Annotated in this window: 24 protein-coding genes; 13 read left to right on the top strand and 11 right to left on the bottom strand. The window is 52.6% G+C overall.

Annotation, left to right across the window (positions count from 1 at the left end; all coding sequences use genetic code 11):
• Nucleotides 1-80 precede the first annotated feature (80 nt).
• Together truC and D6M16_RS21650 are read right to left on the bottom strand one after the other, a co-directional pair.
• The gene (gene truC, locus D6M16_RS21655; protein WP_120513925.1) at nucleotides 81-833 is read right to left on the bottom strand and encodes a tRNA pseudouridine(65) synthase TruC; all 753 of its coding nucleotides are present in this window, start codon (nucleotides 831-833) and stop codon (nucleotides 81-83) included.
• Entirely contained in the window at nucleotides 830-1,156 is a 327-nt protein-coding gene (locus tag D6M16_RS21650) for a YqcC family protein (protein WP_120513924.1), read from the bottom strand. The genes truC and D6M16_RS21650 overlap by 4 nt, the downstream gene beginning before the upstream one ends.
• Nucleotides 1,157-1,298: 142 nt before the next feature.
• Here D6M16_RS21650 and D6M16_RS21645 point away from each other — a divergent pair, with 142 nt between their 5' ends.
• The 4 genes from D6M16_RS21645 to D6M16_RS21630 all read left to right on the top strand — a co-directional run bounded on the left by D6M16_RS21645 (nucleotide 1,299) and on the right by D6M16_RS21630 (nucleotide 4,605).
• The gene (locus tag D6M16_RS21645) at nucleotides 1,299-2,345 is read left to right on the top strand and encodes a DUF3549 family protein (protein WP_120513923.1); all 1,047 of its coding nucleotides are present in this window, start codon (nucleotides 1,299-1,301) and stop codon (nucleotides 2,343-2,345) included.
• 35 nt (nucleotides 2,346-2,380) lie between these two features.
• Entirely contained in the window at nucleotides 2,381-2,683 is a 303-nt protein-coding gene (locus D6M16_RS21640) for a DUF3301 domain-containing protein (RefSeq protein WP_120513922.1), read from the top strand.
• 1,372 nt (nucleotides 2,684-4,055) lie between these two features.
• On the top strand, nucleotides 4,056-4,286 hold the full coding sequence (locus tag D6M16_RS21635) for a DUF2789 domain-containing protein (protein ID WP_120513921.1): 231 nt from the start codon (nucleotides 4,056-4,058) through the stop codon (nucleotides 4,284-4,286).
• Between the two features lie 31 nt (nucleotides 4,287-4,317).
• Nucleotides 4,318-4,605, top strand: coding sequence for a hypothetical protein (locus tag D6M16_RS21630; RefSeq protein ID WP_120513920.1), 288 nt, complete (start codon nucleotides 4,318-4,320; stop codon nucleotides 4,603-4,605).
• 64 nt (nucleotides 4,606-4,669) lie between these two features.
• On the opposite strand, the gene D6M16_RS21625 is transcribed toward D6M16_RS21630, so the two are convergent.
• Together D6M16_RS21625 and syd are read right to left on the bottom strand one after the other, a co-directional pair.
• The gene (locus tag D6M16_RS21625; RefSeq protein ID WP_120513919.1) at nucleotides 4,670-5,440 is read right to left on the bottom strand and encodes a Zn-ribbon-containing protein; all 771 of its coding nucleotides are present in this window, start codon (nucleotides 5,438-5,440) and stop codon (nucleotides 4,670-4,672) included.
• A 3-nt stretch (nucleotides 5,441-5,443) separates the two neighbouring features.
• Entirely contained in the window at nucleotides 5,444-5,998 is a 555-nt protein-coding gene (gene syd, locus D6M16_RS21620; protein ID WP_120513918.1) for a SecY-interacting protein, read from the bottom strand.
• Between the two features lie 67 nt (nucleotides 5,999-6,065).
• On the opposite strand from syd, the gene queF reads away from it, so the two are divergent.
• From queF to xni, 5 genes are all read left to right on the top strand, one after another.
• Nucleotides 6,066-6,911, top strand: a complete 846-nt coding sequence (gene queF, locus D6M16_RS21615) for an NADPH-dependent 7-cyano-7-deazaguanine reductase QueF (RefSeq protein ID WP_120513917.1) — start codon at nucleotides 6,066-6,068, stop codon at nucleotides 6,909-6,911.
• A 107-nt stretch (nucleotides 6,912-7,018) separates the two neighbouring features.
• The gene (locus D6M16_RS21610) at nucleotides 7,019-9,283 is read left to right on the top strand and encodes a tetratricopeptide repeat protein (RefSeq protein ID WP_120513916.1); all 2,265 of its coding nucleotides are present in this window, start codon (nucleotides 7,019-7,021) and stop codon (nucleotides 9,281-9,283) included.
• 229 nt (nucleotides 9,284-9,512) lie between these two features.
• Nucleotides 9,513-11,039 carry a GGDEF domain-containing protein gene (locus D6M16_RS21605; RefSeq protein WP_240435678.1) on the top strand — a complete coding sequence of 509 codons (1,527 nt, stop codon included), beginning with the start codon at nucleotides 9,513-9,515 and terminating at the stop codon, nucleotides 11,037-11,039.
• Between the two features lie 228 nt (nucleotides 11,040-11,267).
• On the top strand, nucleotides 11,268-12,641 hold the full coding sequence (gene ppnN / locus D6M16_RS21600) for a nucleotide 5'-monophosphate nucleosidase PpnN (RefSeq protein WP_120513914.1): 1,374 nt from the start codon (nucleotides 11,268-11,270) through the stop codon (nucleotides 12,639-12,641).
• Between the two features lie 59 nt (nucleotides 12,642-12,700).
• Nucleotides 12,701-13,474, top strand: a complete 774-nt coding sequence (gene xni, locus D6M16_RS21595; RefSeq protein ID WP_120513913.1) for a flap endonuclease Xni — start codon at nucleotides 12,701-12,703, stop codon at nucleotides 13,472-13,474.
• Nucleotides 13,475-13,497: 23 nt separating this feature from the next.
• On the opposite strand, the gene rlmM is transcribed toward xni, so the two are convergent.
• The 4 genes from rlmM to D6M16_RS21575 form a co-directional block, all read right to left on the bottom strand.
• Entirely contained in the window at nucleotides 13,498-14,580 is a 1,083-nt protein-coding gene (gene rlmM / locus D6M16_RS21590) for a 23S rRNA (cytidine(2498)-2'-O)-methyltransferase RlmM (RefSeq protein ID WP_120513964.1), read from the bottom strand.
• Nucleotides 14,581-14,589: 9 nt separating this feature from the next.
• Nucleotides 14,590-14,964 carry a DUF423 domain-containing protein gene (locus D6M16_RS21585; RefSeq protein ID WP_120513912.1) on the bottom strand — a complete coding sequence of 125 codons (375 nt, stop codon included), beginning with the start codon at nucleotides 14,962-14,964 and terminating at the stop codon, nucleotides 14,590-14,592.
• A gap of 37 nt (nucleotides 14,965-15,001) precedes the next feature.
• On the bottom strand, nucleotides 15,002-15,667 hold the full coding sequence (locus tag D6M16_RS21580) for an alpha/beta fold hydrolase (RefSeq protein ID WP_420812269.1): 666 nt from the start codon (nucleotides 15,665-15,667) through the stop codon (nucleotides 15,002-15,004).
• A gap of 109 nt (nucleotides 15,668-15,776) precedes the next feature.
• Nucleotides 15,777-16,715: a transcriptional regulator GcvA gene (locus tag D6M16_RS21575; protein WP_120513962.1), complete on the bottom strand. Its 939-nt coding sequence runs from the start codon at nucleotides 16,713-16,715 to the stop codon at nucleotides 15,777-15,779.
• Nucleotides 16,716-17,100: 385 nt separating this feature from the next.
• On the opposite strand from D6M16_RS21575, the gene csdA reads away from it, so the two are divergent.
• Both csdA and csdE read left to right on the top strand, forming a co-directional pair.
• Nucleotides 17,101-18,318, top strand: a complete 1,218-nt coding sequence (gene csdA / locus D6M16_RS21570) for a cysteine desulfurase CsdA (RefSeq protein WP_120513911.1) — start codon at nucleotides 17,101-17,103, stop codon at nucleotides 18,316-18,318.
• Nucleotides 18,319-18,333: 15 nt separating this feature from the next.
• On the top strand, nucleotides 18,334-18,774 hold the full coding sequence (gene csdE / locus D6M16_RS21565; protein WP_120513910.1) for a cysteine desulfurase sulfur acceptor subunit CsdE: 441 nt from the start codon (nucleotides 18,334-18,336) through the stop codon (nucleotides 18,772-18,774).
• A gap of 24 nt (nucleotides 18,775-18,798) precedes the next feature.
• Here csdE and tcdA read toward each other — a convergent pair whose 3' ends face one another.
• Nucleotides 18,799-19,605 carry a tRNA cyclic N6-threonylcarbamoyladenosine(37) synthase TcdA gene (gene tcdA, locus D6M16_RS21560; protein WP_120513909.1) on the bottom strand — a complete coding sequence of 269 codons (807 nt, stop codon included), beginning with the start codon at nucleotides 19,603-19,605 and terminating at the stop codon, nucleotides 18,799-18,801.
• Nucleotides 19,606-19,659: 54 nt separating this feature from the next.
• On the bottom strand, nucleotides 19,660-20,856 hold the full coding sequence (mltA, locus tag D6M16_RS21555; RefSeq protein ID WP_120513961.1) for a murein transglycosylase A: 1,197 nt from the start codon (nucleotides 20,854-20,856) through the stop codon (nucleotides 19,660-19,662).
• 335 nt (nucleotides 20,857-21,191) lie between these two features.
• Here mltA and D6M16_RS21550 point away from each other — a divergent pair, with 335 nt between their 5' ends.
• The gene (locus tag D6M16_RS21550) at nucleotides 21,192-21,419 is read left to right on the top strand and encodes a hypothetical protein (protein WP_120513908.1); all 228 of its coding nucleotides are present in this window, start codon (nucleotides 21,192-21,194) and stop codon (nucleotides 21,417-21,419) included.
• Between the two features lie 23 nt (nucleotides 21,420-21,442).
• Here D6M16_RS21550 and D6M16_RS21545 read toward each other — a convergent pair whose 3' ends face one another.
• Nucleotides 21,443-21,826 (bottom strand): DUF2850 domain-containing protein, encoded by a 384-nt coding sequence (locus D6M16_RS21545; protein ID WP_120513907.1) that lies wholly within the window; start codon nucleotides 21,824-21,826, stop codon nucleotides 21,443-21,445.
• A gap of 217 nt (nucleotides 21,827-22,043) precedes the next feature.
• On the opposite strand from D6M16_RS21545, the gene argA reads away from it, so the two are divergent.
• Entirely contained in the window at nucleotides 22,044-23,369 is a 1,326-nt protein-coding gene (gene argA / locus D6M16_RS21540; protein WP_120513906.1) for an amino-acid N-acetyltransferase, read from the top strand.
• The last annotated feature ends 15 nt before the right edge of the window (nucleotides 23,370-23,384 follow it).

The raw sequence follows: 23,384 nt of genomic DNA, 5'->3' as shown, positions 1-23,384 counted from the left end.
GAGATTACTCTGAACGCTGTACCTGTCAGATGCAAATGCCGAAACACAAATGCGCGATCCTGCAATCAAAAACGATGATTTTATTCGTCCAGATAAGACAGCGGCCATTGGAAGGCCTGCATCACACTCTGCCAGCTTTGATCCACGGATGCACGAATCTCTATCGGCAGACCGGTAACCGGATGAATAAATTGCAGCGCAGAAGCATGCAGCATCAGTCGGTGACAGTCATAATTTTCCCTGAACATGCGATTGTGCCGGCCATCACCATGGTTCACATCACCAATGATATGATGACTCAGATGATGCATGTGCCGGCGCAGCTGGTGTTTACGGCCGGTTTCCGGTTTCATTTCAATCAGGGTATAGCGGCTGGTCGCATAACGGCCGACAGGGATCTGGGTTTCCACTCTGGCGAGCGGACGATACGCGGTGACAGCTTCCTGCGGCGCTTTGTCCTGCAAGGCCCGCTTGTCGCTCATCTTATCCAGCTCTTCTTTGAGCGGATAATCCAGGACTGCAGCTTCTTTCACCCAGCCCCGTACCACAGCATGATAGGTTTTATTCACCTCCCGGCCCGCAAATTTTGGCATCATCTCAGCGGCCATCTCGCTTGAGAGTGCAAATAACAGTACGCCAGAGGTCGGTTTGTCGAGCCGGTGTAACGGAAACACATGCTGTCCACCGAGCTGATCACGCAGGGTCTGCATCACAAAACGGGTTTCGTGACGATCAAGCCAGGAACGGTGCACCAGCATGCCGGCCGGTTTGTTGACGGCTACCAGATATTCATCCTGGTACAGGATCTCAAGTTCAGTATTTGGCTCTGTCATTGGTTCGCGCCGCCCAGCCAGTGATCCAGTTCAGCAATCAGCGGCAACACACCGGCCAGTTCAGGTTCCAGTTTGGCGGACTCTTCCGCGTAAGGGTAAATATTGAACTGAGTCGGCAACATCAGCCTTTCCTCGACCAAATGATACATACGGGGCAGAAAAATCCATTGCAGCCATTCGGCACATGTCAGCGTATCAATGGCAAATGGCTCAGTGCTGGCCAGCGCTTCCTCACTGGGCGGGCTGTGCTGCCACAGTCCTTGCCTGCGTAACTGCTGTTCTAACCGTACCAGTAAACGGGTGGTTTTTTCGTAACAATCCAATGCTGTACTCCTGGATCAACATAACTCACTTGATAGCTGAGGGTGAGCTCAGCCGGACAACTGGCGCGCAAGGATACCATCTTCACGCTCAACTCCCTATAATGCGCCACCATAAGCCGTCAAACTCTAGGAGCCCAGTAGCATGCCCATGGATAAATTTCACACCCTGACCCAACTGTTGGACAATGCCGGATGCCAGTATAAGATTTTCGATCTGGGCCGCCGGGTCTGTGAAATCGAGCGAGACACCTTCAAAGCAGTTGAAGATAACCGCCAGCCTTATCCATGGCCGTTACAGCAGCATGCTCACCTGTCGATTTCATTCTGGCAGCCGGGCAATCCTCCGTGGATCTGGTTCCTCAGGCTGCCGCTGGATGAGCGGGGCTTACTCAAACAGGCTGCAGTCGGTGATTTCATTAAGTATGTCATCGAAGCCATGGGCGCCACTCTCAATGCAGTGCCGACAGAAGAAGAGCAGGAAAAGCTGGCGGCCAACCCGTACACCTTCAAGCCAAAAGACGACAAAATGGCGATCTTCCACGCCCATTTGCGTCAGCAACTGGCGTTGCCAGCCAGCCAGTATTACGAACATGCTCAGGTCTATCTCAGCGGTAAACTGGATTGGGCACAATGGCAGGGCGTCGGCTTACAGGGACTGGCAGATATCTGCGCCCGTATGAAGCAGGAAAATAACGCGACCGCCCTGCGCAAGGCGCTGCAGAATCTCCCTATGACGCCGCTGTACGCGTTGCTGGGCTGTCTGGAACACTGTGAGCTGCCTGTGGCGCTGTCTGAGCGTCTGGCTGAACGTATTCAACACGAGCTCGCTGCACAAGAAACCGACATTTTCCTGTTGTCTGCGTTGCTGCGTGCCATGTCAGGTGCCGAGACGGCTATGCTGAACCGGGAGCTTCAGGGCATACTGGCAAAGCCTGGACTTTGCCATCCTGAAATGCTGGTTGCCATTGCCGGCCGATGCTGGAAGGGGTTAGCTGACATAGATTCAGCCAGCCAGTTTTTGCTGCGCCTGGCCCAGACTCAGGATCAGAATTTATTCAATCAGCTGTTTGCCGATCTCGTCATGCTGCCAGCACTACGCGGTACTATGTTGCAGGTGCTGCACAGCACTGCCAATGCCGAGCTGACTGAGGCCATTACCCGGCTGCAACAAGCCACTCGCGGCCAATAAAACAATGAAACGGAACTAAAAAGGACATCCCACGGATGGATAATTTACTTGGCATACTGGCACTGGCCATACTGGGCTACCTGTTCTGGCAGCAAAGGCGGCAGAGCGAGCTGGCCCAGCAATTTATTACTCAACGCTGCCAGCAGCTAGGGTTGCAGGTGCTCAGTGTGGCCAGAGGATCGCACCGCCTGAAAGATGACGCAGGCAACTGGTGCTGGCAAACCCTGTACTTATTTGAATTTTCAGCTGACGGTGCTGATGCCTATCAGGGATGTGCCACCTTTCAGGGGCTGCGTCCGGTACAGTTTTATGTGCCGCCGCATCATATGCCTGGCTGAGCGGTTTCCCGCGCCAATTTTCCTGCCAGTCAAAATAAAACGGGCGCAACTTTCGTTGCGCCCTTAGGTCTTACTTGCAGCAATCCGGCTACACATAGGCTCCCTGCCTCATTCCTTTGATGCGCCGGAATCCGTCGGCGATTTTCCTTTAAACGCTCATCCTGAACGTGTCCATTGATCTCCTGATCCGTTACTTCATCCTGAAATAACTCTCTTCGACCTTCCTGGCGGTGTCCCTGCTTTCGTTCTGAAAGTATCCCTGTCTCGTCCTGAGCAGTATCATCCTGAATACTGCAGCCGGCATCCCGCCATGTCCTGAACCATCCCTAGCGTGAAAGCTGTCCTCGCCTTCACTATCATCCGTAACCGACCCTGCTCCCTGGCCGTTTTCCTGTTCCGTGTGTCAATTCCTTCGACACCTCTAAGACTACGATAATTACGCGCCGGGCACAGTACTGTCTTTAACTTGCTCATTGCCCAAAGATCGGCTCACGAACAAACAAAAACATAAGACAATGAATTTAAAGTTAAATTTATATATTTGTGCGTTGGGATAGATAACAGGAAACGCATATTTCTCACGATTTTGTGAGAGATCGCTTACAAGATTGCAGGCAAAATATGAAATGGTATAAGGCGTAAAAAGCCGTCGCAGTTCAGTACCGCCAATACAGGGTATGAGACAATAAAGCAGAAGTGGGCGGGCTGTTGGAGCGAGTGCTGTGCGACATGCCAGATATAAAAGAATGGGCGCAACTTGCGTTGCGCCCTTAGGTCTTACCTGTAGCTTCCTACTACAACGGTGCTCCCTGCATCATTCCTTTGTATGCTGTATCCTTCAGCGCTTCCCTTGTTGAACTTCATCCTGAAGTGTCCTGGTCTCCTGACCCGTTACCCATCCCGGGTTAACTCTCAACAGCCATCCTGGCGGTGTCCCTGGCTTCTTCCTGAAGCATCATCCTTGTGTCATCCTGACGGCAAACATCCTGCTTGCACTGACTGCATCCTGCAGTTTCCGAACTCTCCATGTCAGCCCTCATCCTGAAGACTGTGTCTCTTCCTGAGACTGCCAACTCCGTGGCTCATGTTCCTGTTCCGTGTCAGCTCCTTCCGACAGGGTTAAGATTACGCTATATCCCGGCTCGAACAAGCACACTGGAAACACCCGTTAGCACCCCGGATTACACCCCATGCACAAACCAGAACTAAGTGATTGATAATAAATGCAAATTAACTTTCATTTAGGCTAACCGCCATAGCAAGATTTCAGTATGTCTTACAGGCTTGTAAGCGATCTCTCACAAATTACAGAGACGAATTGACGGCTATTCCCCACTATACTTATTGCAAACACCAGTAGGGGGATAGCAAGATGGAAACATTCAGCCATGACTTACACAGTTTATTCAATCAGTTAGGAATGAATTCATCCAAGGAATCAATAGAGGGCTTCATTCGCGACCATAACCTCAAGCAGGGCGAAACCATCGCCCAGGCTGATTTCTGGCAACCCGCCCAGCGCCGTTTTCTCAAAGAATCGATGGCTGCAGATGCCGATTGGTGCGAAGTGATTGATCAATTGGACACTTTGCTACGAAAATAAATGAACCCGAGCCACTCTTTCAGGAAGAAATATGTCATCTGCAATTACCGATGCGCTGGAACGCGCCATCTCAACGCTCATCGCGGAAGGAAAAGAGCCCAGTGTCGCGCTGGTCAAAGCCCGCCTGAGTGAGCCTTTGCCTATGCCTGTGATCATTCAGGCCCTTAAAAGCTGGAAACAGCATGCCAAAGTGCCAGAGATAAAAACCCGCGATGCAGCACAGCTCAGCGACAGCGAGCGCATTGCCGCGCTGGAGCAGCAAGTCGCCAGCCTGACAGCACGCCTGTCCGCTCTGGAGCAAACGCTGCAAGACACATAACCCGTCATTTTACGCGCACTCACCGCCCGTTGCCTGCCAGCGACGGGCGGTGACAAGCCGCGACCTACTGATAATCCCAGGAAAGGTTGGACACCAGCCGGCATGGATCGCATTTGAAGTGGAAGATACCGTGGATCGGCTCATCCACTCGCCAGGCTTGTCCGCATTTAGGACAAGAGCGATTTGCCTCCGTCTCCAGACTGATCCCCCCCACCCGGTACTGATAATAATAGGTAGGCACTTTGGTCAGGTATTCAATTCTGCCGCGTAAATCCCAGCCTCGGCGGAATAAATCGCTGTCGGCGTCACGGATTTCGTGCAAAGCAGCGTGTTCGGCCTTACAGCCTCCGGCCATCTGAATTTCATCACAGGCTTGCCATTCGGTCTGCCATTTGACCAAGGCTTTATGATCGCCGTTAAACGTCGCCGGTATCCGGTACAAAGGGATCGGCAATAAGCTGTCACCGCTGCGCAGCGGCGAACAGGTGTGCACATACGTGGTATACAGCACCTGCCATGCCGGAGCTTCTTCGGCAGTGGCTTCCGAATTGATATCACGCCCCAACACTTTAATTTTCGGGGCCAGCAAACTGGCCTGTGTCAGCCGGTTGATCCCCGCTTTTACCTGCGGGCTGTGATACTGACTATGCAGGCTGGTTTTCTCCGGACAGACAGCCCGCACTTTAAACACAGCCTCATCCATCACGACAGGGAACTCCCGCCCCAGCACCTGGCCGTTATAACGCAGCGCATCCATCAGGCCATTGATCGCCTGCTCCACCGCAGCAACTGTGGTGTTGTCAAAGCATTCAAACTGTAGTTCAACGACATACATGGCTTAACTCACCTTCACAACAGGCTCGAGCTGGCGGATAAAGGTCTCGACATCGTACGCCAGCACCTCCCGGTCTGGTTTGCCCAGCGTCTCGAGAATGACGTTGCCGGTCAGATTACAGATAGCGATCACCTGATCTTCTGCCTCCATCACCCCAATAAAGACAGTCGGCTTGAGTTTCAGCCGGCGCTGAGTTACCAGGTGACCCAGAATATTCTCCTGCAAACGTTGATGATCCGATTCACTAAACACCTGTAACAGATCAAATTCCAGATCGTTAAAGCGGGCAGCCATATCGCCACTGAAAAAGCTGCCGTAAAACGCAGTAATATCCGGATGCAGGCGCAGTTCAATCCCCGTTTCAACGGCATCAAAACGACCAGCAGGCTCACGCGCTACCGGCTTCCAGCTCACGGTATCGCCATTATCCGTTTCAACACAAGGAGATGTGAGGCCAATCAGATCGCTGCTGCAGGGCAGACAGGCGCGCTCATCGTGCCACACGTTAATAAAACGGGAAGAAAATTCAGCCAATGCGGCCGTTACAGGATGATTCATTCGCAACCTCAAGCAAGATTCAGTAAACTTTGCCTATTCTAATCCAAGTGTGTGTGTCCAGGACAATATGAGCAAATACAAAGACGCGAAAGAACTAGCCGGTTTAACTCTTGGCCAAAAAAGCGAATACAAAGATCAATACGATCCCACTCTGCTGCAGGCCGTGCCGCGTAAGCTAAATCGTGATGATCTGTCGCTAAGCGACGACCTGCCATTCACCGGGTATGACATCTGGACACTGTACGAGCTGTCCTGGCTCAACAGCAAAGGACTGCCGCAGGTGGCTATCGGTGAAGTACGCCTGCCCGCCAGCAGCCCGAACCTGATTGAATCCAAGTCTTTCAAACTCTTCCTGAACAGCCTGAACAATACCCGTTTCGGCAGCTGGCAGGAAGTAGCAGATATTCTGCAGAAAGATTTATCAGCCTGCGCCGGGATGGACGTGGACGTGACTATCCAGCCGCTGAGTGATTTTACCGATCAGCCTATCGTGGATTTTGCCGGTGAATGTATCGATGATCAGGATATTGAGATTACCAGTTTCGACTTTGCTCCTGAGCTGCTCAACAATGCCGCCAGTGGCGAGGTGGTTGAGGAAGTGCTGCACAGCCACCTGTTGAAATCGAATTGCCTGATCACCAGCCAGCCAGACTGGGGCAGCGTGCGGATTGCCTATAAAGGCAAGCGGATCGATCGTGAAAAGCTGCTGCGCTACCTGGTCTCTTTCCGCAATCACAATGAATTTCACGAACAATGTGTCGAGCGCATCTTCACAGATCTCATGCGTTTGTGTCAGCCGGAGCGACTGACTGTTTACGCCCGTTACACCCGCCGTGGCGGTCTGGATATTAACCCTTACCGTACCAATCAGGGCAAGACGCCAAGCAATAACGATCGCATGGCACGTCAGTAAAGGCTCGCCTGCTTAGCAGTCAAGTCCGGCAAATCACTTTACTTTGCTGGACTTGACGTCATGAGGCAGTAATATGAGGGCCGTGTTTCCTGATGGATAAGTGCGCTATGAACTGTCGTTACTGGCTCTTCAGCATCCTGCTTTTGTTTCTCACAGCCCTGCCGGCTCAGGCGAAGATTTATGCCACCCCTATTCTGGCCGATGCCGATCTCCTGTTGGAAACCAGCCCGGAAAAAGCGCTGGAGATCACCGAACGCTACCTGAACCAACGTCGGCTCAGTGTGCCTTCCGACAGCTCTCGCGTCCATGTTAATGAAGAAACTGACCATTCTGTCCGCACCCCGCTGAGCACCATCAATGCTCTGCAAATAAAAGCCAGAGCACAGTCTTTGTTAAATGCGCAAAGCGACGCCCTTCACACCATCAACCAAGCCGAAGCGCTGGCGGTTGAAAACGCTTTTAGCTATACACTGCTCGAAACCCAGCTCATTCATGCCGATATTCTCTGGCACGGGATGGGCGATGCCCCCTCTGCGGCAGCTCGACTGGATAAAATCGATCAGGTCATCGCCGGTGATGAGAAACTGCAGCGCAGTGAACAAATTAAAACACTGCAGTATCAGTTGCTGATGCTGCGTGCCGATATGGAATCCACCCTGGGCGATGAAAGACAGGCAGAGAAAATGTATATCCGTGCCAAGCGAGATCTGTCTGAACTTGAGGATGCCAAAGAGGAAGTCAACTTCCTGCTCAGCCACGGGATCCATTATTTGCGGCACCAGCACTATGATCTGGCCCTGGATCGTTTGCTCAGCGGCTACTGGCTGGCGCAGGAAAAAGACGATCACGGCAAAATGGCGATCGCCAATCTGGAACTGGCCACGCTCTATGAAGAGCGCAAAGTGTTTGACAAAGCACTGGAGCACGCAACGCAGGCGGGAGAGTTTTTCGAGCACTTCAATCGCACCATCCCGCTGGCCCGCACCCTGGCACTGATAGCCAATATTTACGAACAACAGGGTCGCTACAACCTTGCACTGGTGCATTACTTCAATGCTTTAGATCAGGAAAACCAGCTGCGCTTACCCACTCGTTCCTCCAAGCTGCGTCTGAGTATCGCCCGCGTTTATCTCAAACTCTATAACTACCCGAAAACCGAACAATACCTGCACCATGCCCGCCAGCTGGCACAGGAAAGCGATGATGAAATCACACTGATCAAATCGCAGCTGCTTCAGGGGCAGCTTGAGCTGGCAGAAGAAAAAACCGAGCAGGCAATCTCAACCTTACAGGCAGCACTGCTGGCGGCCAGCCGATTGCCCAAAGCACAGCCCGCTCTGCAAATGCAGGGAGAGATCAGCCTGTCGGCTGCGTTTGAGAAGCAAAAAGACTACTACAACGCCCTGCTGAGTCAGCGCCGCTATGAACAGCTGCATGCCTCTTTGCAGGAAAACCAGGTGAAAAGTAATGCCGAAGTGTTCCGCCAGCAGCAACGTATGATGGCGCGGGCGCTGCAGTTAGAAGAACTTGAACGACAGCAATTCACGCAGGAAAAAGCCCTTTATCAGCAAAAGAACATCACCACAGTACTGTTAATCGTCTTGCTGCTGGCCTTGCTGGTGCTCTGGTACCGTCACCGCTCAGCACGCCGCTGGCGGGATCGCCTGACACTGCTGCGGGATGAATTCTACACCCACCCCCGCAGCGGCCTGCGCAACCTGAGAATGCTCAATGCCAGACTTTCCAGCTCACTGCAGCAAAGCAGCGCGCATTTCGAGCAGTGGCACCTGGGCGAGATCATCAACGAGCCCCTGAGCGACAGGTTACGCTTTGCCCTGTTCGAAGTCCCGCTACTCAAACATGTCTATCTGGAACATGGCTACAAGCAGGGCCTGGAGCTGGAACGCCAGTTCGGCGATTACCTCAAAGCCCAGATTTGCGAGCCGGCCCGTCTGTACCATTTTTCCGATGCCATGTTCCTGTACATAGAGCCGAACTCACGCCTTGAAAGTGCACCTCAGCACCTGGCAGATTCCATCAAACAACTGGTGGACAATTTCATGAGTGACAGGCAGCTCGACAGCCGGGTACGCATAGGAATGGCCGAGTACCCTTTCCTGCCACGAGCCTGTACTGCCATCAATGATCAGGAACTGATCGACATTCTGCTGATGGCCACGCATGCCGCCCGTCAGATAAGCAAAACCGAAACCGGCAGCCAATGGGTACACCTGAGCGCCATTGAAGCAGCCCCGGCCGCCAGTTTCGCCGGCGATAATATTCGCCGGGCATGCATACTGGCGATGGACAAAGGTTTGGTCAGGGTCCAGACCTCATCGCGGCAGGAATATGACTGGCACCGGCACCTCTGAGGAAAAAACACTCAGTATTTCCGCTGTTTAGAGGTACAAAGATCACGAAATCGCATAAAAAGCACGCGAGCGTTTGTGTCTGGGAAAACAAGCCGTTAATAATGTTCAACTCATCAGAACATTTTTGCTAACATCCGAGCTTGCACAGCGCCTGGCGCTGGGTGTAACGGATGTTTAGATAAGGTAATCATTAGTCGACGTGACTGCGAAATATAATGCAGCTTCTGATGTGAGTGAATTGAAGCTGCGTTTGGATCAGGCTCAATTGTCTTACCGCGATGTATCATTAAAATCGCGTCGTGAGATCGTTATCTTAAAACGCCTGATTGCCCGTATGTCCGTCGCCTGTAAAGGCCTGGATAACGAGCTGGACAAACGGCTTGATACCCTGCGTACCGATCTTGAGCAAAACAAAGATATCAGTAAGATTGTGCCGCATCTGGCCCAGGTTGAACGGTTGTTGCTCCGGCAAACCTCAACACATTCGACCATGGAACGTCTGTCTGATCTTATCCGGCAAAGTTCTGAAAGCCTGAAACGCATCCCTGCCCTACCGGTTCAGCTCAAACGCGACATCCACGATCTTCTGTCCCAGGCACCTGATTCACTGCATCACAGCCACCAGCAAATCACCCAACTGTTCGGTCTGTATGATCGCGCCCTGAAACTACTGACAGTGCCCGTCAGCATCGAGCGCGAATCGCGCTCAAAAGACAACGATTTACAGCATAAGCTGTGCAACGAGCTGCAGCAAATCATCACAGAGCTGGATGCTGAGGGTGAATCCGGCGAACAGTTACTGGCCATACGGCACCAGTTACTCGCCGGTGTCGAGCCTATTTCACTGGTCGAGCTGTGCCTGGATGTGTTGCGATTGGCGCTGGACAGCTTTATTCACGAACGTCGCCATTCGCAAAAATTTCTTGATGTCATCAGCGGCGATCTGGCCGCACTGGAACAAACGACGCGCCAGACTGCCGATCAGGGACAAGCCCTGCACAAGCACCGCGCTGAACTGACTGCCGAGCTGGGGCAACTGTCCGACCGCTTCCACCATGCTCTGACCCAATACACTAACCTGGAAAGCTGGCGCGGCGCCGCACACACCCTCGATACCTCACTCAGACAACTGGTCGAGCGCCAGCGCTCGCTGGAAAACCGCGAACAGGCGCTGCTGGAGCAACTGCATTATCACCAGAACCGAGCAGAGCACCTGTATCAGCAAACGCAGAACCAGCATCGTCAGATTGAAGATCTGCAACGCCGGATATTCCTTGACCCGCTGACCCGCGTTTACAACCGGGCCGCTTTTCATGACCGGCTGGAACACGAATACCGCCGCTGGATTCGCTATCAGCACCCGCTGTGCCTGGCCATTATCAATCTTGATCACTTCGGGGATCTCAATGACAACTATGGGTTCCAGGCTGGCGACAAAGTCCTGAAGATTATCGCCCGTACCCTGCACCAGCATCTCAGAGAGACTGATTTTATCGCCCGGGTCAGCAATGACGAGTTCATGCTGATCCTGCCTGATATTGCCGAAGATGAACGTCATCGCCGTTTGTCCGGTATACGTGAAGCCATTGTGCAACTCCCTTTCCGGTTCAGGGAAAAGAACGTCACTATTTCGGCCTCTATCGGCGCGACGCTGTTCGATGACACAGACACGCCGGCCAGAGTCATCGAACGGGGGCAAAAGGCCCTGTCCAGCGCCAAACACGCTGGCCGCAACCACCTGATCTGGATCGCTTAATTACTGATTACTCACTCAGTCACCTGCTATCCCAAGCTCTAACTCACTGCTACACAACCTCTTTTTTTTCGCCCAACCCTAGGCAAACCTGATAAGCCTGTGTATGTTCAATAATACGGGTCAGGAAACATGCCCGGTATTTCCATCCGCGGTCGATCTTATATCCGCCAGGAAAATCGCTTACATACAGAAGCATCAGCGTCTGTATTCGTCTCCAGGGAGGTAAGCATGATTACACACATCAGCCCGGTTGGTGCGATGACACTGCTGTCGCAGCTCGAAGTTGACAGTCTGAAGGCCACAGCGGCCAGCGACCTGTATCGCCTGTACCGCAACTGCTCACTGGCTGTGCTTAATTCAGGCAGTAACAGTGACGATTCAAACGCACTGCTGGAACTCAATAAGTCATTTGATATCAATGTTCTCAGAAGAGAACGCGGGATAAAACTCGAACTCAAAGATCCACCCGAGCACGCTTTTGTCGACGGTAAAATCATTCGCGGTATCCAGGAGCACCTGTTTGCCGTGCTGAGGGACATCATTTACGTCAACGTACACGTTAACCAGCGCAACGATTTAAACCTGACCAGTGCACCGCACATCACCAATTTCATCTTCAGTATTCTGCGTAACGCTCAGACCGTCCGCTCACGGGAAGACCCCAATATTGTGGTCTGCTGGGGAGGCCACTCCATTAACCCGGAAGAGTATCAATACACCCGGGATGTCGGCCACCAGTTAGGGCTGCGTGAGATGAATATCTGCACCGGCTGCGGGCCCGGTGCCATGGAAGGGCCAATGAAAGGGGCCGCCATCGGCCATGCCCAGCAAAGATACGGAAAAAGTCGATTTATCGGCCTGACCGAACCGTCCATCATTGCCGCCGAACCACCTAACCCTATCGTCAATGAACTGGTGATCATGCCAGACATTGAAAAACGTCTGGAAGCCTTTGTCCGTGTTGGACACGGTATCATTATCTTTCCCGGGGGAGCCGGAACCGCCGAGGAGTTGCTTTACATCATAGGTATTCTGATGCACCCGGAAAATCAGGATCAACCTTTGCCTGTGGTGCTCACCGGTCCGAAAAGCAGCGAGCCGTATTTCCGTACTCTGGACAGCTTTGTGCGCGATACCTTAGGTGAAGAAGCAACCAAACATTATCAGATAGTCATTGATGACCCGGCGAAAGTGGCCCGCATCATGAAAGCGGCCATGCCGCAAATCAAAGAATACCGTCAGGAAACCGGGGATGCGTATTGTTACAACTGGTCGTTGAAAATCCCACCGGAATTTCAGCTGCCCTTTGAACCTAACCATGATGCCATGAGCAGTCTGGATCTGCACTTCAACCAGCGGCCGGAACATCTTGCCGCGAATTTACGCCGTGCTTTTTCCGGTATTGTCGCAGGCAACGTCAAAGAAGAAGGGATCAAAGAAATTGAACGCCGGGGCCCCTTCCTGATCAACGGCGATCCATCCCTGATGAAGCGCATGGATAAGCTGCTCAAAAATTTCGTCGCTCAGCAACGCATGAAACTGCCGGGCAGTGAATATATTCCCTGCTACCGGATCCTCACTCACCCCGACATGGTGAAATAATTTGCCATGCCACGTAGAATACAGGGCCTGCAGGCCCTGTTTTACTATTGTTGATATATATGTCCATACACTTAGTCGTCATTGATGCCCTCAACCTGATCCGCCGTGTGCATGCCGCCCAGCCGGGCGAGCCCGATATCGCCAGCACCAGTAAAGTGTGCTGTCAGGCGCTGAGTAAAATTATTGCCATCAGCCAGCCAACCCATATCGTGGCGGTGTTTGACCACCATGGCGATGACAGAGGCTGGCGGGCTGAACTGCTGCCCAATTACAAAGAAGGGCGCAAACCTATGCCGTCGGAACTGCAGGCAGGGATGGATCAGATACAGGATGATTTCATGGCGCTGGGCGTCGATTCACTGTTGTCTGATGGTGATGAAGCCGATGATCTGATTGCCACCCTGGCGCTCAAAGTGGCAGACCATGGCGGTCAGGTCACCATAGTGTCAACCGACAAAGGCTACTGCCAGCTACTGCGCCCCACTGTGATGATCCGTGATTACTTCCAGCAGCGCTGGCTGGACAGCCCCTTCATCGCAAAAGAATTCGGGGTTCGTCCCGAGCAACTGCCCGATTACTGGGGACTGGCGGGGATCAGCTCTAGCAAAATTCCGGGTGTACCGGGAATCGGCCCCAAGGCGGCGTGTGAATTGTTGCAGCAGTACCCGGATCTCGACAGTATTTTGTCCGCCGACAATCTCCCGGAGAAATGGCGCAAGAAAATTGAACCCAACAAAGACAGCGCCAGAGCCAGTAAAGCGGTAGCCAGGCTGAAAACCGATTTAGAGCTTGGCTTTAATTTGCAGGATATCCGATTTCAGACGGCGGGCTGAACTGCCCGCCGCTACATGATCGGCTAGTGAGGACTACGGTTATCCAGGCTCTGGATATGAACAGTGATTTCTTCACGGTCATGATACAAATGCTTGGCCTGCAGGCGGAATTTCAAGCCATTCTGAATCAGAAATATTTTCAGGTTTTCAATATCCTGCAACACTTCTTCATATCGACCTTTCATGGGCAGTTTCAGGTTAAAGATGGTTTCTTTGGCCCAGCCCTTAATCAGCCACTGTCCCATCAAGTGCGCAACACGGGCTGGTTTTTCAACCATGTCACACACCAGCCAGGTCACATTCTTACGTGGTGGCTCAAACTTAAAGCCATCCACCATATGATGCTTCACCTGCCCCGTATCCATCAGACTCTGGGCCATCTGTCCGTTATCGATAGCATGAACAAACATGGAACGTTTAACCAGCTGATAGGTCCAGCCACCCGGGCACGCCCCGAGATCCACCCCCCACATACCAGATGCCAGTCGCTCATCCCACTCTTCGCGCGGAATAAAGACATGAAATGCCTCTTCCAGCTTGAGGGTAGAACGGCTAGGTGCATCCGCCGGGAATTTCAGCCGTGGGATCCCCATGAAAAACGGCGAGTTGTTATTGGTGTAGGAATAGCCGATAAAACAACAGCCTGGCTCAGTAAAGCACAAGTGCAACACCGGCTTTTTCGGGTTATCTTTCGCGTACAAAGCCCCTTGCTTACGAAATGCCTGACGCAATGGCACAGTAAACTTGCGGCAGAACTTCAGCAGTTCTTTAGCTTCGTTGGTGTCCGGGGTTTCTACCCGCAGATCGCCACAACGCGGTAAGGCTTCCGCCTCAGCCAGAATAGGGCTGATACGATCATCTGTGGGTAAATCTTCCAGACGTGCTGTCACTACCAGCATCTGACGGGCAAAAATCAGCTCAGAAAACGGTTGTAGTTGTACGAACTTATCAGCATCCCCTGCCTGATAAAATTCAAACAATACATAACCGGTATTTTTCTTCGCACGCGGAAAGCCAAACAATTCGAGTTTATTGGCTTTATCCTGTACCTCTCCGGCACATTCGTTTTCAAATCCCTGACGGCAGTACAACAGAACCTGATTCACCACGAGTCCTCACGCAGAACGCCAGGCCGCCACAGCAAGTGACAACCAGGCTAGAATAAAACACAGTCCCCCCAGTGGTGTTACGGGACCAAGCCACTTCATCCCCGTCAATGCCAGCAGATAAAGGCTGCCACTGAACAGACAGATCCCCACTGCAAATAACAGGGCCGCGTATGATAGCGCTTTTGCAGAAAAATTGCGTGCCCAAATACCACAGCCAAATAAAGCCAGACTGTGCCAGAGCTGGTAATCCACGCCCGTCCTGAAAACATCTAGCAAATTCGGACTCAGGTGCCCTTTCAATCCATGGGCAGCAAAGGCACCCAGAACCACTCCAATCGCACCGCTAATTGCGGCGAAAACAATCATACTTCGGCTGTGCATCTACTCTGTCCTTTTTAATATTACTAATGAAATGATCTCAACCAAGCGCACACTGACGAATAAAACGGGCCAGTACATCGACAGCCTGCGCCAGATTGTCAGCCTCACTAAAGCCCGAGGCTTTGCGTGGTTTGAAACTGTGGTCACCGTCTGTCAGAAAAGACAGCGTCACTGTGTCGGCATAGGCCCAGCCTTCCACCTCAGGGCGGGTACCAAAGGTATCGCGCTCGCCCTGCAGGATCAGGGTCGGGACAGCGATTGTTTTCAGATGATCGCCGCGAAAATTCTCCGGTTTACCCGGCGGATGAAACGGAAATCCCAGACAAGCAACGCCGCAGACTTTGTCCTGACAGTTGTCCACATCCGGTGTCGCTTCGGCTACCTCTGTCACCATCAGGCTGGCCATACGGCCGCCCATTGATTTACCGCCGATCACCAGCGGCCCCTCCTGGCTAAAATGGTCAATATGACGCTGAAAATCCGCCAGCAGCTTCGGCTGTCGGTCCGGTGGGCGCTTTTTACCGTCATCTCGCCGTTTCACCATATATGGAAAATCAAAACGCACCACGCGAACCCCTTTAGCGGCCAATCCCTGGGCAATCGTCGTCATAAACGCATGATCCATCCCGGCGCCAGCGCCGTGGGCAAACAGGAAGGTGGCAGCAAACTGGCCGTTTTCCGGTGTAGTGATCAGATACTCCACTGATTTCCTCTCATACTCTATTTCCAGGCTGAGGCAGTATTACTGGCCCACCCTGATTTTAATTACTCATGACCGGTACAAAACCGGCAAAACAAACAAATACAGACGATCATGCCATAGCTACAACAGGCGTTTCTGGTTGTGGAAGCGGCCCCTCTTCCTGCTCTTTGCGGGCTTTCTCCAGCACCCAATCACGGAAGATCTGAATCCGGCCGGTCTCGGCCTGCTTTTCCTGACACACCAGATAGAAAGCATTTTTACTCAGCAACGCCTCATCAAACGGGCAGACCAAGCGGCCGGCTTCCAGTTCCGGCTGCGCCAGCACATTATTGGCCAGTGCAATGCCCTGGCTGTGAATCGCAGCCTGCAACACCATAGTCGAGTGACTGAAAATCGGCCCCTGATTAACATTGGCGCCCGGAATATCGAACTCACGCATGTAGTTTTTCCATTCCTTGCGTGAACCGTCATGTAACAAGGTGTGTTTTTGCAGATCAGCCAGAGAGTCCAGTGGTTTTGGGCCACTGAGCAGCATAGGGGAGCAGACGGGCACCAGAAATTCCTGATACAGCCTGTCGCAACGCAGCCCGGGCCAGTTTCCGCGGCCATAATAAATGGCCACATCCACATCATCGGTCAGCGAGCCTTCATCCAGATCCACCGCTTTGATTCTGACATCGACATCAGGATGCTGCTGATTAAAGTCACTCAGCCTGGGCACCAGCCACTGGATGGCAAAACTGGGAGATAAACTAATGGTCAGCGCCCCTTTTGAACCCCGTTCCAACACTTTGTCAGTGGCATCGGAAATGGCACTGAAGATATCTTTCAGATCTAGAAAATACCCTTGCCCCTCTTCGGTCAGCAGTAAGGAACGGTTACGCCGACGAAACAGCTTCAGGCCAAGAAATTCCTCCAATGCTTTAATCTGGTGACTGACTGCGGCCTGAGTAACAAACAGCTCCTCCGCCGCCCGGGTAAAACTCAGGTGCCGGGCGGCAGCCTCAAATACTTTCAGCGAATTAAGTGGTGGGAGTCGTCTTGACATAATGTCCTGCCATACTGGTTGCATTAGTTTTTTTTATCCAGGTCATTATAAATTGTCGATTGTTCAAGTACCACAGAAACCCTAAGATTGGCGCCGCAATCTCAAGGGTAAAACGCTGTAATTTTGCTTAATCGCAGAATTGTTTATCAGATTCTGTTACCCCTCAGATTGCAATGTTGTGTTTGCATATTGCCCGGTCTCTTCTGGGCGGGTAGCCGGAGTGCTACCGATTTACTTCCTGTTTTTTTGACCTGTCTGTCAAAACTTCTTTATGGCACTGCGCCCCAACGCGGTGCCATTTTTTTATGCGATCGGTTCAGCTTCCCTTGCCTCAGTGGCCAATAATGAGGATGATCCGCTTTATCGGCTACCAATGAGTTTAAGCATGACTGCGCCATTTGACATTCAGACTATCCGCGCCCAGTTTCCTGCCGTTCAGCAGGATTCAGACCATCCCATTGTCTATCTGGACAGTGCGGCAACCGCGCAGAAACCGCTGGAGATGATCCAGACACTGGATAATTACTACCGCTACCAGAACGCGAATGTTCATCGTGGCAGCCACCAGCTGACCGCCAGCCTGACACAACGTTTTGAACAAGCGCGAGAAACGGTGCGCCAGTTCATCCACGCCAGCAGCCCGAAAGAAATCATCTGGACGCGCGGGGCAACGGAAGCCCTAAACCTGATCGCGCAGACCTTCGCACGCAGTACACTGCAACCGGGCGATGAGATACTGGTCAGCGAACTTGAACACCATGCCAACATAGTGCCCTGGCAAATTGTCGCTCAGCAGACAGGAGCAAAAGTCGTCAAACTGCCTATGCTGCCTGACTGCACATTGGATATGGCGGCCTTTCATCAGCGCCTGACGGCCAGAACCCGGATCGTGGCAGTCGCTCATGTCACCAATGTGTCCGGCACGCGAAACCCGGTAGAAACCATAATCAAAGCGGCCCACGCGAAAGGCGCCATCGTGGTGGTCGACGGTGCGCAGGGCATAGTGCATGAGGAGGTAGACGTTCAGGCGATGGATGCCGATTTCTACGTTTTCTCAGGCCACAAACTGTTCGGCCCTTCGGGTCTTGGCGTGCTGTACGGCAAACAGGCACTGCTTGAAGCCATGCCGCCCTGGCATGGGGGAGGAAAAATGGTGGAGAAGGTGTCGTTCGACGGCACACAATTCACCGGTCTGCCGGGTAAATTTGAAGCCGGCACCCCCAATATTTCCGGGGTCATCGCCTTCGCAGCCACCCTGCACTGGCTGAGCAGTATTGACCGACAGGGCGCGGAAGCGCATATCCGGCACCTGTGCCAGCTGGCCATCAGGGGCATTAAAGACATTGAAGGCCTGCGGATTATCGGCCTCCAGCCCGACACCAGTCTGTTTTCATTTGTTGTTGACGGTATTCACCATCAGGATATTGCCACCCTGCTCGACCAGCAAGGGGTGACGCTGCGTGCCGGCAACCACTGTGCGCACCCTATGCTGGATGCACTGGGATTGACGGGGACTTTGCGTGTCTCTTTTGCCCTCTATAATACCGAAGAAGACGTCGCCTGCTTTGTCGCAGCTTTGCATAAAGCCTGTGACATGCTGTAACCAGAGAGAGTGTCCATGACAGTATTCACCGATTTACCGAGCCATCCGTTCGGCACCATCATTACCCCTGACGACATTCTGGCCAAGATGCAGGCGAGCAGTGGCTGGGAAGACAGATACCGCCATGTAATTCAGTTTGGCAAGCAACTACCCGCGCTGCCGGAAACACTGAAAAGCGAGGACGTGAAAATCAGTGGCTGTGAAAGCCGGGTGTGGCTGGTTCAGCGCGTTGAAAACGGTCATTACCATTTCGCCGCCGATTCCGATGCCAGAATTGTCAAAGGGCTGATTTGCCTGGTGCTGGCCGCCTATGAGGGAAAAACCGCCGAGCACATTCTGGCGTTTGACATCGATGGGTATTTCGAACAGCTGGGATTACTGGCGCACCTGAGCCCATCTCGCAGTAACGGCCTGAAAGCCATAGTCGATGCCATTATCACTAACGTGAGCCGCTGAGACACGGCTCACGCTGCGCTTTTGTCAGCGGTGTTTTTCGATCAGTTTTTGCACAATGCGGGAAACCGCCACAAAGCCAAAGGTCGCGGTGACCATAGTTGCCGCGCCAAACCCGGTCGCACAATCCATACGTTTCGGGCCTTCCGCGGTCGATTTGGCCTCGCAGACACTGCCGTCCGCCTGAGGATATTTAAGCTGTTCGGTTGAGAACACACAGTCTATACCAAATTTGCGCGCCGGATTTTTGCTAAAATTATAAAATCGGCGCAGCATATTGCGGATTTTCGCCGCCAGCGGATCCTGAATGGTTTTGGCCAGATCCGCGATCTGGATCTGGGTCGGGTCAATCTGGCCGCCCGCACCGCCTGTGGTAATCACCTTGATTTTATTTCGCTTGCAGAACGCCAGCAAAGCCGCTTTGGGCTTCACACTGTCAATCGCATCCAGCACGTAATCAAACTGACTGCCTATGTACTCCGGGATATTTTCCGGGGTAATAAAATCGTCAATCAGGTTCACTTTGCAGTCCGGATTGATTAACGCAATCCGCTCTGCCATCACCTCAATTTTACTGCGGCCTACCGTCCCCGACATGGCATGAATCTGACGGTTAATATTCGTGACACACACATCATCCATGTCAATCAGCGTCAGCTGACCGATACCAGAGCGCGCCAGCGCTTCGGCTGCCCAGGAACCCACTCCGCCAATACCGATTACGCACACATGCGCCGCTCTCAGTATCTCAACTTCCTGATGCCCGTACAGTCTGCGGGTGCCACCAAAACGCTGGTTATAATTGTCTGATGCTGGAGTGTCGGAGTACTGCATAACGGCCTGTCAGAGTGTGTTGAGAATGAGCGCGTTTTTATACGCGCTCTGTTGTCAGTTGTCCAGTCCCTGCGACGGTTGAGCCGGCTGAGCCACAACAGCTTCTTCATTGAACGTCAGCGTGGTATCCACCGGCGAGACAACCGCTTTCTGACTGGCTTCTATTCTCTGTTCCGTCAGCTCAGCGTCGGTGTCTGGCGTCAGCCCCAGCTTCCATACCCGGCCAAAATGCTTGTAATGCCCGGCATCGACTCCGGCCTGAGCGCCCATACCATGATAGAGATCAAGATGATTTCGCTTGACTGCACCACCGGTATCGAGCGCCATCAGCAAAGTTAACACATGCTGGCCATTCCAGTTGCCGTCCGCATCCAGCTGGGGGACTTCCGCCAGCAGCACACTGCCCATAGGTAAAAACTCCCGGTCAGCCGCCACCGACGCCATAGGTAACAGCGGAATACCCGCAGTGCCCAGAACATCCAGTTCGTCACGCGGGCGGAAGAAGACATAAGAAGGATTCTGCTCCAGCAGTTCACGCACAGTGGCATCATCATGCTGGCTGACCCACTCCGCGATCGCTTTGAGAGACATTTTCTCCCTTGGCACCTCACCGCGCTCAATCAGCACTTTACCGATACTGACATAAGGATGGCCGTTCTTACCGCCATAAGCAAAGTACTGCAGCTCATCATTGTCCTCGAAATGGACAAAACCACTGCCCTGCACTTCCATCATGAACACATCCAGCTTGGAGGCGGAATACCCCAGCTCCAAGCCCTGTCCTTCCAGTGCACCGTTGTAAATCTCAGCACGGGTCGGACATTTTCCGTTACATTCTGGCATCGCGTATACCGGGTATCTGAACCTGTCGTCCTGTTGGTGACGCAATTCGATCACCGGCGAGAAATAGCCGGTGAACATCACATTGCCGTAACCGTCACCGCCGCCCATCTGCTCAGTCGTCAAACCGTACTGAGAGAAAGATGTCGGGTCGCCGCTGTTCGCCGCCCAGTCTTTCACCTGCTGATACAAATTCTGATAACGCAGCATCATAGACGGAGAGCGGGTGAGCACTTGCTCTGCTTGTGCTTCGAAGCGGCTGTAATCGCGGGGTTTATCCGATACCACATTGGTGACCGGGTTCAGCAGATGATCAAACTCGCCATCAAGGTATTGCTGTCCGCGGTCAACCGGCCTGGCACACGCCGCCAGTCCGAACACACAGGAAACAATGGTCAGTTTTCTTAGCAGGGAAAATTGTTGGAACACAGAAATGCCTTAGTAATATCGACAGGTTAACGTATGGCAGGTCTCATCAGACATACCATGTCTATATAAAGCCACAATGTTAGGCTGTTTTATCATAACCAATGTCAAAGTCTTGTTTTGATTGTCACGAAAGATTAATAATACGCATTAGTTGTCATATAAGTGTCACAATATAACGGTTTAATAAAAACGTCACACAAACGACATCATTGCCCAGCTGGCAGACACTGTCAGATGGGCAACAAAACGACAAACAGCAATGCGAGCACCTTTACGGGTTTAAAGCCCCAGAACATGACATTTCAGGAAGGACTGGCATGAACAATCAGTTTAAAGTTGGCAAAGAAACCTTACTTGATCCAAACGCCATCGAATATCAGTGGATTCGCAATCTGGCCAGTGATGGTAATTCTCCGCAACAAATCAACACGGTAATCCAGCGCTGTCTGGGAGGTAATGCCCAGACAGCAGACACGCTGCGCAAAGTGGCGTTGAATAAATTACCGGTTCATCAGTTGTTTTCCCGGCTTAAGGAAGAAGAATAAATCAGACGTGCACTACAGAGGAATTACGATCCCTGTTTTGTCCCCTGGCGTGCAAACGAAGACACATAATGCGCTGGCTGCTGACGGATGAACTGGCCTTCTTCGAAAGTATAACGGTAAGTCTCATCCCCCATGCGATAGCGTAACTGACTGCCATCCCATTCATAGGTAGTACTGACCAGACGGCCTGACACATAGACACCATTGGCTCGAAGTTCGAACTGATCCGCGGCATATGGCGCCACGTCCTGCTCTATCCAGGTGCCATAAATGCTTGGCTCAGGCGCAGGGGTAAACCAATCTCCTTTGGCTGCCCCCACTGCAATAAAGCCACTTAAAGCAAGGCCGCTTACCAAAATAAACAGTACTGTGGCTGCCTGCCACCGGGTGTAATTATTAAATGCCATTAACATTGCCAGTTACCCGCACGTTCTAGAACTATACGCTTATCTGGCGTCGCTTCGACTCACCGAATAAGTACCTAATGTCAGAATGGGATCTCGACTCAATATTTTCCTCCCGGTGCTGCACGTCCTGAGTGATTTTCATGCTTGCTGAGCAGAAGAGAAACAGGCAACATGCAGGCATGCTTGATCCCTATTAATTTTTGTAACGGAAGACAGAGTGAAGCTCAGAAGCACTGCGCTGGTGAAAGGCTTTCGCCAATCAGCGCCATATGTAAATGCCCACCGCGGCAAAACGCTGGTGATTATGCTGGGTGGTGAAGCCATCGCCGATAACAACTTTCGCAATATTGTTAATGATATCGCCCTGCTTAACTGTCTCGGACTGCGGATCGTACTGGTTTATGGTGCCCGTCCGCAGATCTCCCACCTGCTCGATGTGCACGGCTACAGCACCCCGTACCATAAAAGCGTCCGGGTTACTGATGAGCGTTCGCTGGAAATTGCCAAGCAGGCTGCAGGTCAGCTCCATTTAGATATCACAGCCCGCTTCTCCATGGGTCTGAACAATACGCCTATGGCGGGCTCGCAGATCAATGTGGTGAGCGGCAACTTCGTCATCGCCCAGCCACTAGGTATCGATGACGGTATCGACTATTGCCACAGCGGCCGTATCCGCCGCATCGATGTCGACGGGATCCGGCGCCAGCTGGATCAGAACAGCATTGTTCTGCTTGGCCCGATTGCCAGCTCGGTCACCGGTGAGTGTTTCAATCTGACCTCGGAAGAAGTGGCGACTCAGGTGGCGATCCGGCTGGAAGCCGATAAGCTGATTGGCTTTTGCTCTCATCAGGGCGTTCGCGATGAAAATGGTCAAATCGTTTCGGAAATGCTGCCCGCTGAAGCCGAAGCCGCACTGCAGCGGCTGACAGAACAAAACAAAGCCGATTCAGGTACCGCGCGTTTCCTGCGTGGCGCGATGATCGCCTGTCGGGCCGGTGTGCCGCGCAGCCACCTGATCAGCTACAAAGAAGACGGTGCACTGATCCAGGAGCTATTCTCTTTCGACGGGATAGGCACGCAAATCGTCATGGCCAGTGCAGAAAAAGTCCGGGGCGCGAACATAGATGATATCGGCGGTATTCTGGCGCTGATCCGCCCGCTGGAGCAGGATGGCATTCTGGTTCGTCGCTCCCGCGAACAACTGGAGCAGGAAATCAAACAGTTTACTGTGATCGAACGTGACGGCCTGATCATCGGCTGTGCGGCTCTGTATTCCTTTATGGAAGAGCAAATGGGCGAGATGGCCTGTGTGGCCGTTCATCCTGACTATCGTGACGGTGACCGCGGCTCCTTACTGCTCAACCGCATTCGCCATCAGGCGCGCACTCAGGGGCTGAAACAACTCTTTGTGCTGACCACCCGCAGCCTGCACTGGTTCAGGGAGCACGGTTTTGTCGAAATCGATGTGTCTGATTTGCCTATGGCGAAACAGGCACTTTATAACCTGCAACGCCGCTCGAAAATTCTGACCCTGGCACTGTAAGCCACTACCGCCAGT

The sequence above is a fragment of the Photobacterium salinisoli genome, from assembly GCF_003614885.1.
In the GTDB taxonomy this organism is placed as follows: domain Bacteria; phylum Pseudomonadota; class Gammaproteobacteria; order Enterobacterales; family Vibrionaceae; genus Photobacterium; species Photobacterium salinisoli.
The sequence above is the reverse complement of the archived record's forward strand: the minus strand, read 5'-3'. Positions and strand labels throughout refer to the sequence as shown.

Bases quoted from the DNA above. Each gene is read 5' to 3' on its own strand.
- xni (WP_120513913.1), top strand. From the start codon at position 12,701: ATGTCCATACACTTAGTCGTCATTGATGCCCTCAACCTGATCCGCCGT.
- D6M16_RS21550 (WP_120513908.1), top strand. From the start codon at position 21,192: ATGAACAATCAGTTTAAAGTTGGCAAAGAAACCTTACTTGATCCAAAC.
- D6M16_RS21625 (WP_120513919.1), bottom strand. From the start codon at position 5,440: ATGTATGTCGTTGAACTACAGTTTGAATGCTTTGACAACACCACAGTT.
- D6M16_RS21640 (WP_120513922.1), top strand. From the start codon at position 2,381: ATGGATAATTTACTTGGCATACTGGCACTGGCCATACTGGGCTACCTG.
- tcdA (WP_120513909.1), bottom strand. From the start codon at position 19,605: ATGCAGTACTCCGACACTCCAGCATCAGACAATTATAACCAGCGTTTT.
- D6M16_RS21545 (WP_120513907.1), bottom strand. From the start codon at position 21,826: ATGGCATTTAATAATTACACCCGGTGGCAGGCAGCCACAGTACTGTTT.
- D6M16_RS21585 (WP_120513912.1), bottom strand. From the start codon at position 14,964: ATGCACAGCCGAAGTATGATTGTTTTCGCCGCAATTAGCGGTGCGATT.
- csdE (WP_120513910.1), top strand. From the start codon at position 18,334: ATGACAGTATTCACCGATTTACCGAGCCATCCGTTCGGCACCATCATT.
- D6M16_RS21610 (WP_120513916.1), top strand. From the start codon at position 7,019: ATGAACTGTCGTTACTGGCTCTTCAGCATCCTGCTTTTGTTTCTCACA.
- D6M16_RS21645 (WP_120513923.1), top strand. From the start codon at position 1,299: ATGCCCATGGATAAATTTCACACCCTGACCCAACTGTTGGACAATGCC.
- D6M16_RS21575 (WP_120513962.1), bottom strand. From the start codon at position 16,715: ATGTCAAGACGACTCCCACCACTTAATTCGCTGAAAGTATTTGAGGCT.
- truC (WP_120513925.1), bottom strand. From the start codon at position 833: ATGACAGAGCCAAATACTGAACTTGAGATCCTGTACCAGGATGAATAT.
- csdA (WP_120513911.1), top strand. From the start codon at position 17,101: ATGACTGCGCCATTTGACATTCAGACTATCCGCGCCCAGTTTCCTGCC.
- D6M16_RS21630 (WP_120513920.1), top strand. From the start codon at position 4,318: ATGTCATCTGCAATTACCGATGCGCTGGAACGCGCCATCTCAACGCTC.
- syd (WP_120513918.1), bottom strand. From the start codon at position 5,998: ATGAATCATCCTGTAACGGCCGCATTGGCTGAATTTTCTTCCCGTTTT.
- queF (WP_120513917.1), top strand. From the start codon at position 6,066: ATGAGCAAATACAAAGACGCGAAAGAACTAGCCGGTTTAACTCTTGGC.
- D6M16_RS21635 (WP_120513921.1), top strand. From the start codon at position 4,056: ATGGAAACATTCAGCCATGACTTACACAGTTTATTCAATCAGTTAGGA.
- ppnN (WP_120513914.1), top strand. From the start codon at position 11,268: ATGATTACACACATCAGCCCGGTTGGTGCGATGACACTGCTGTCGCAG.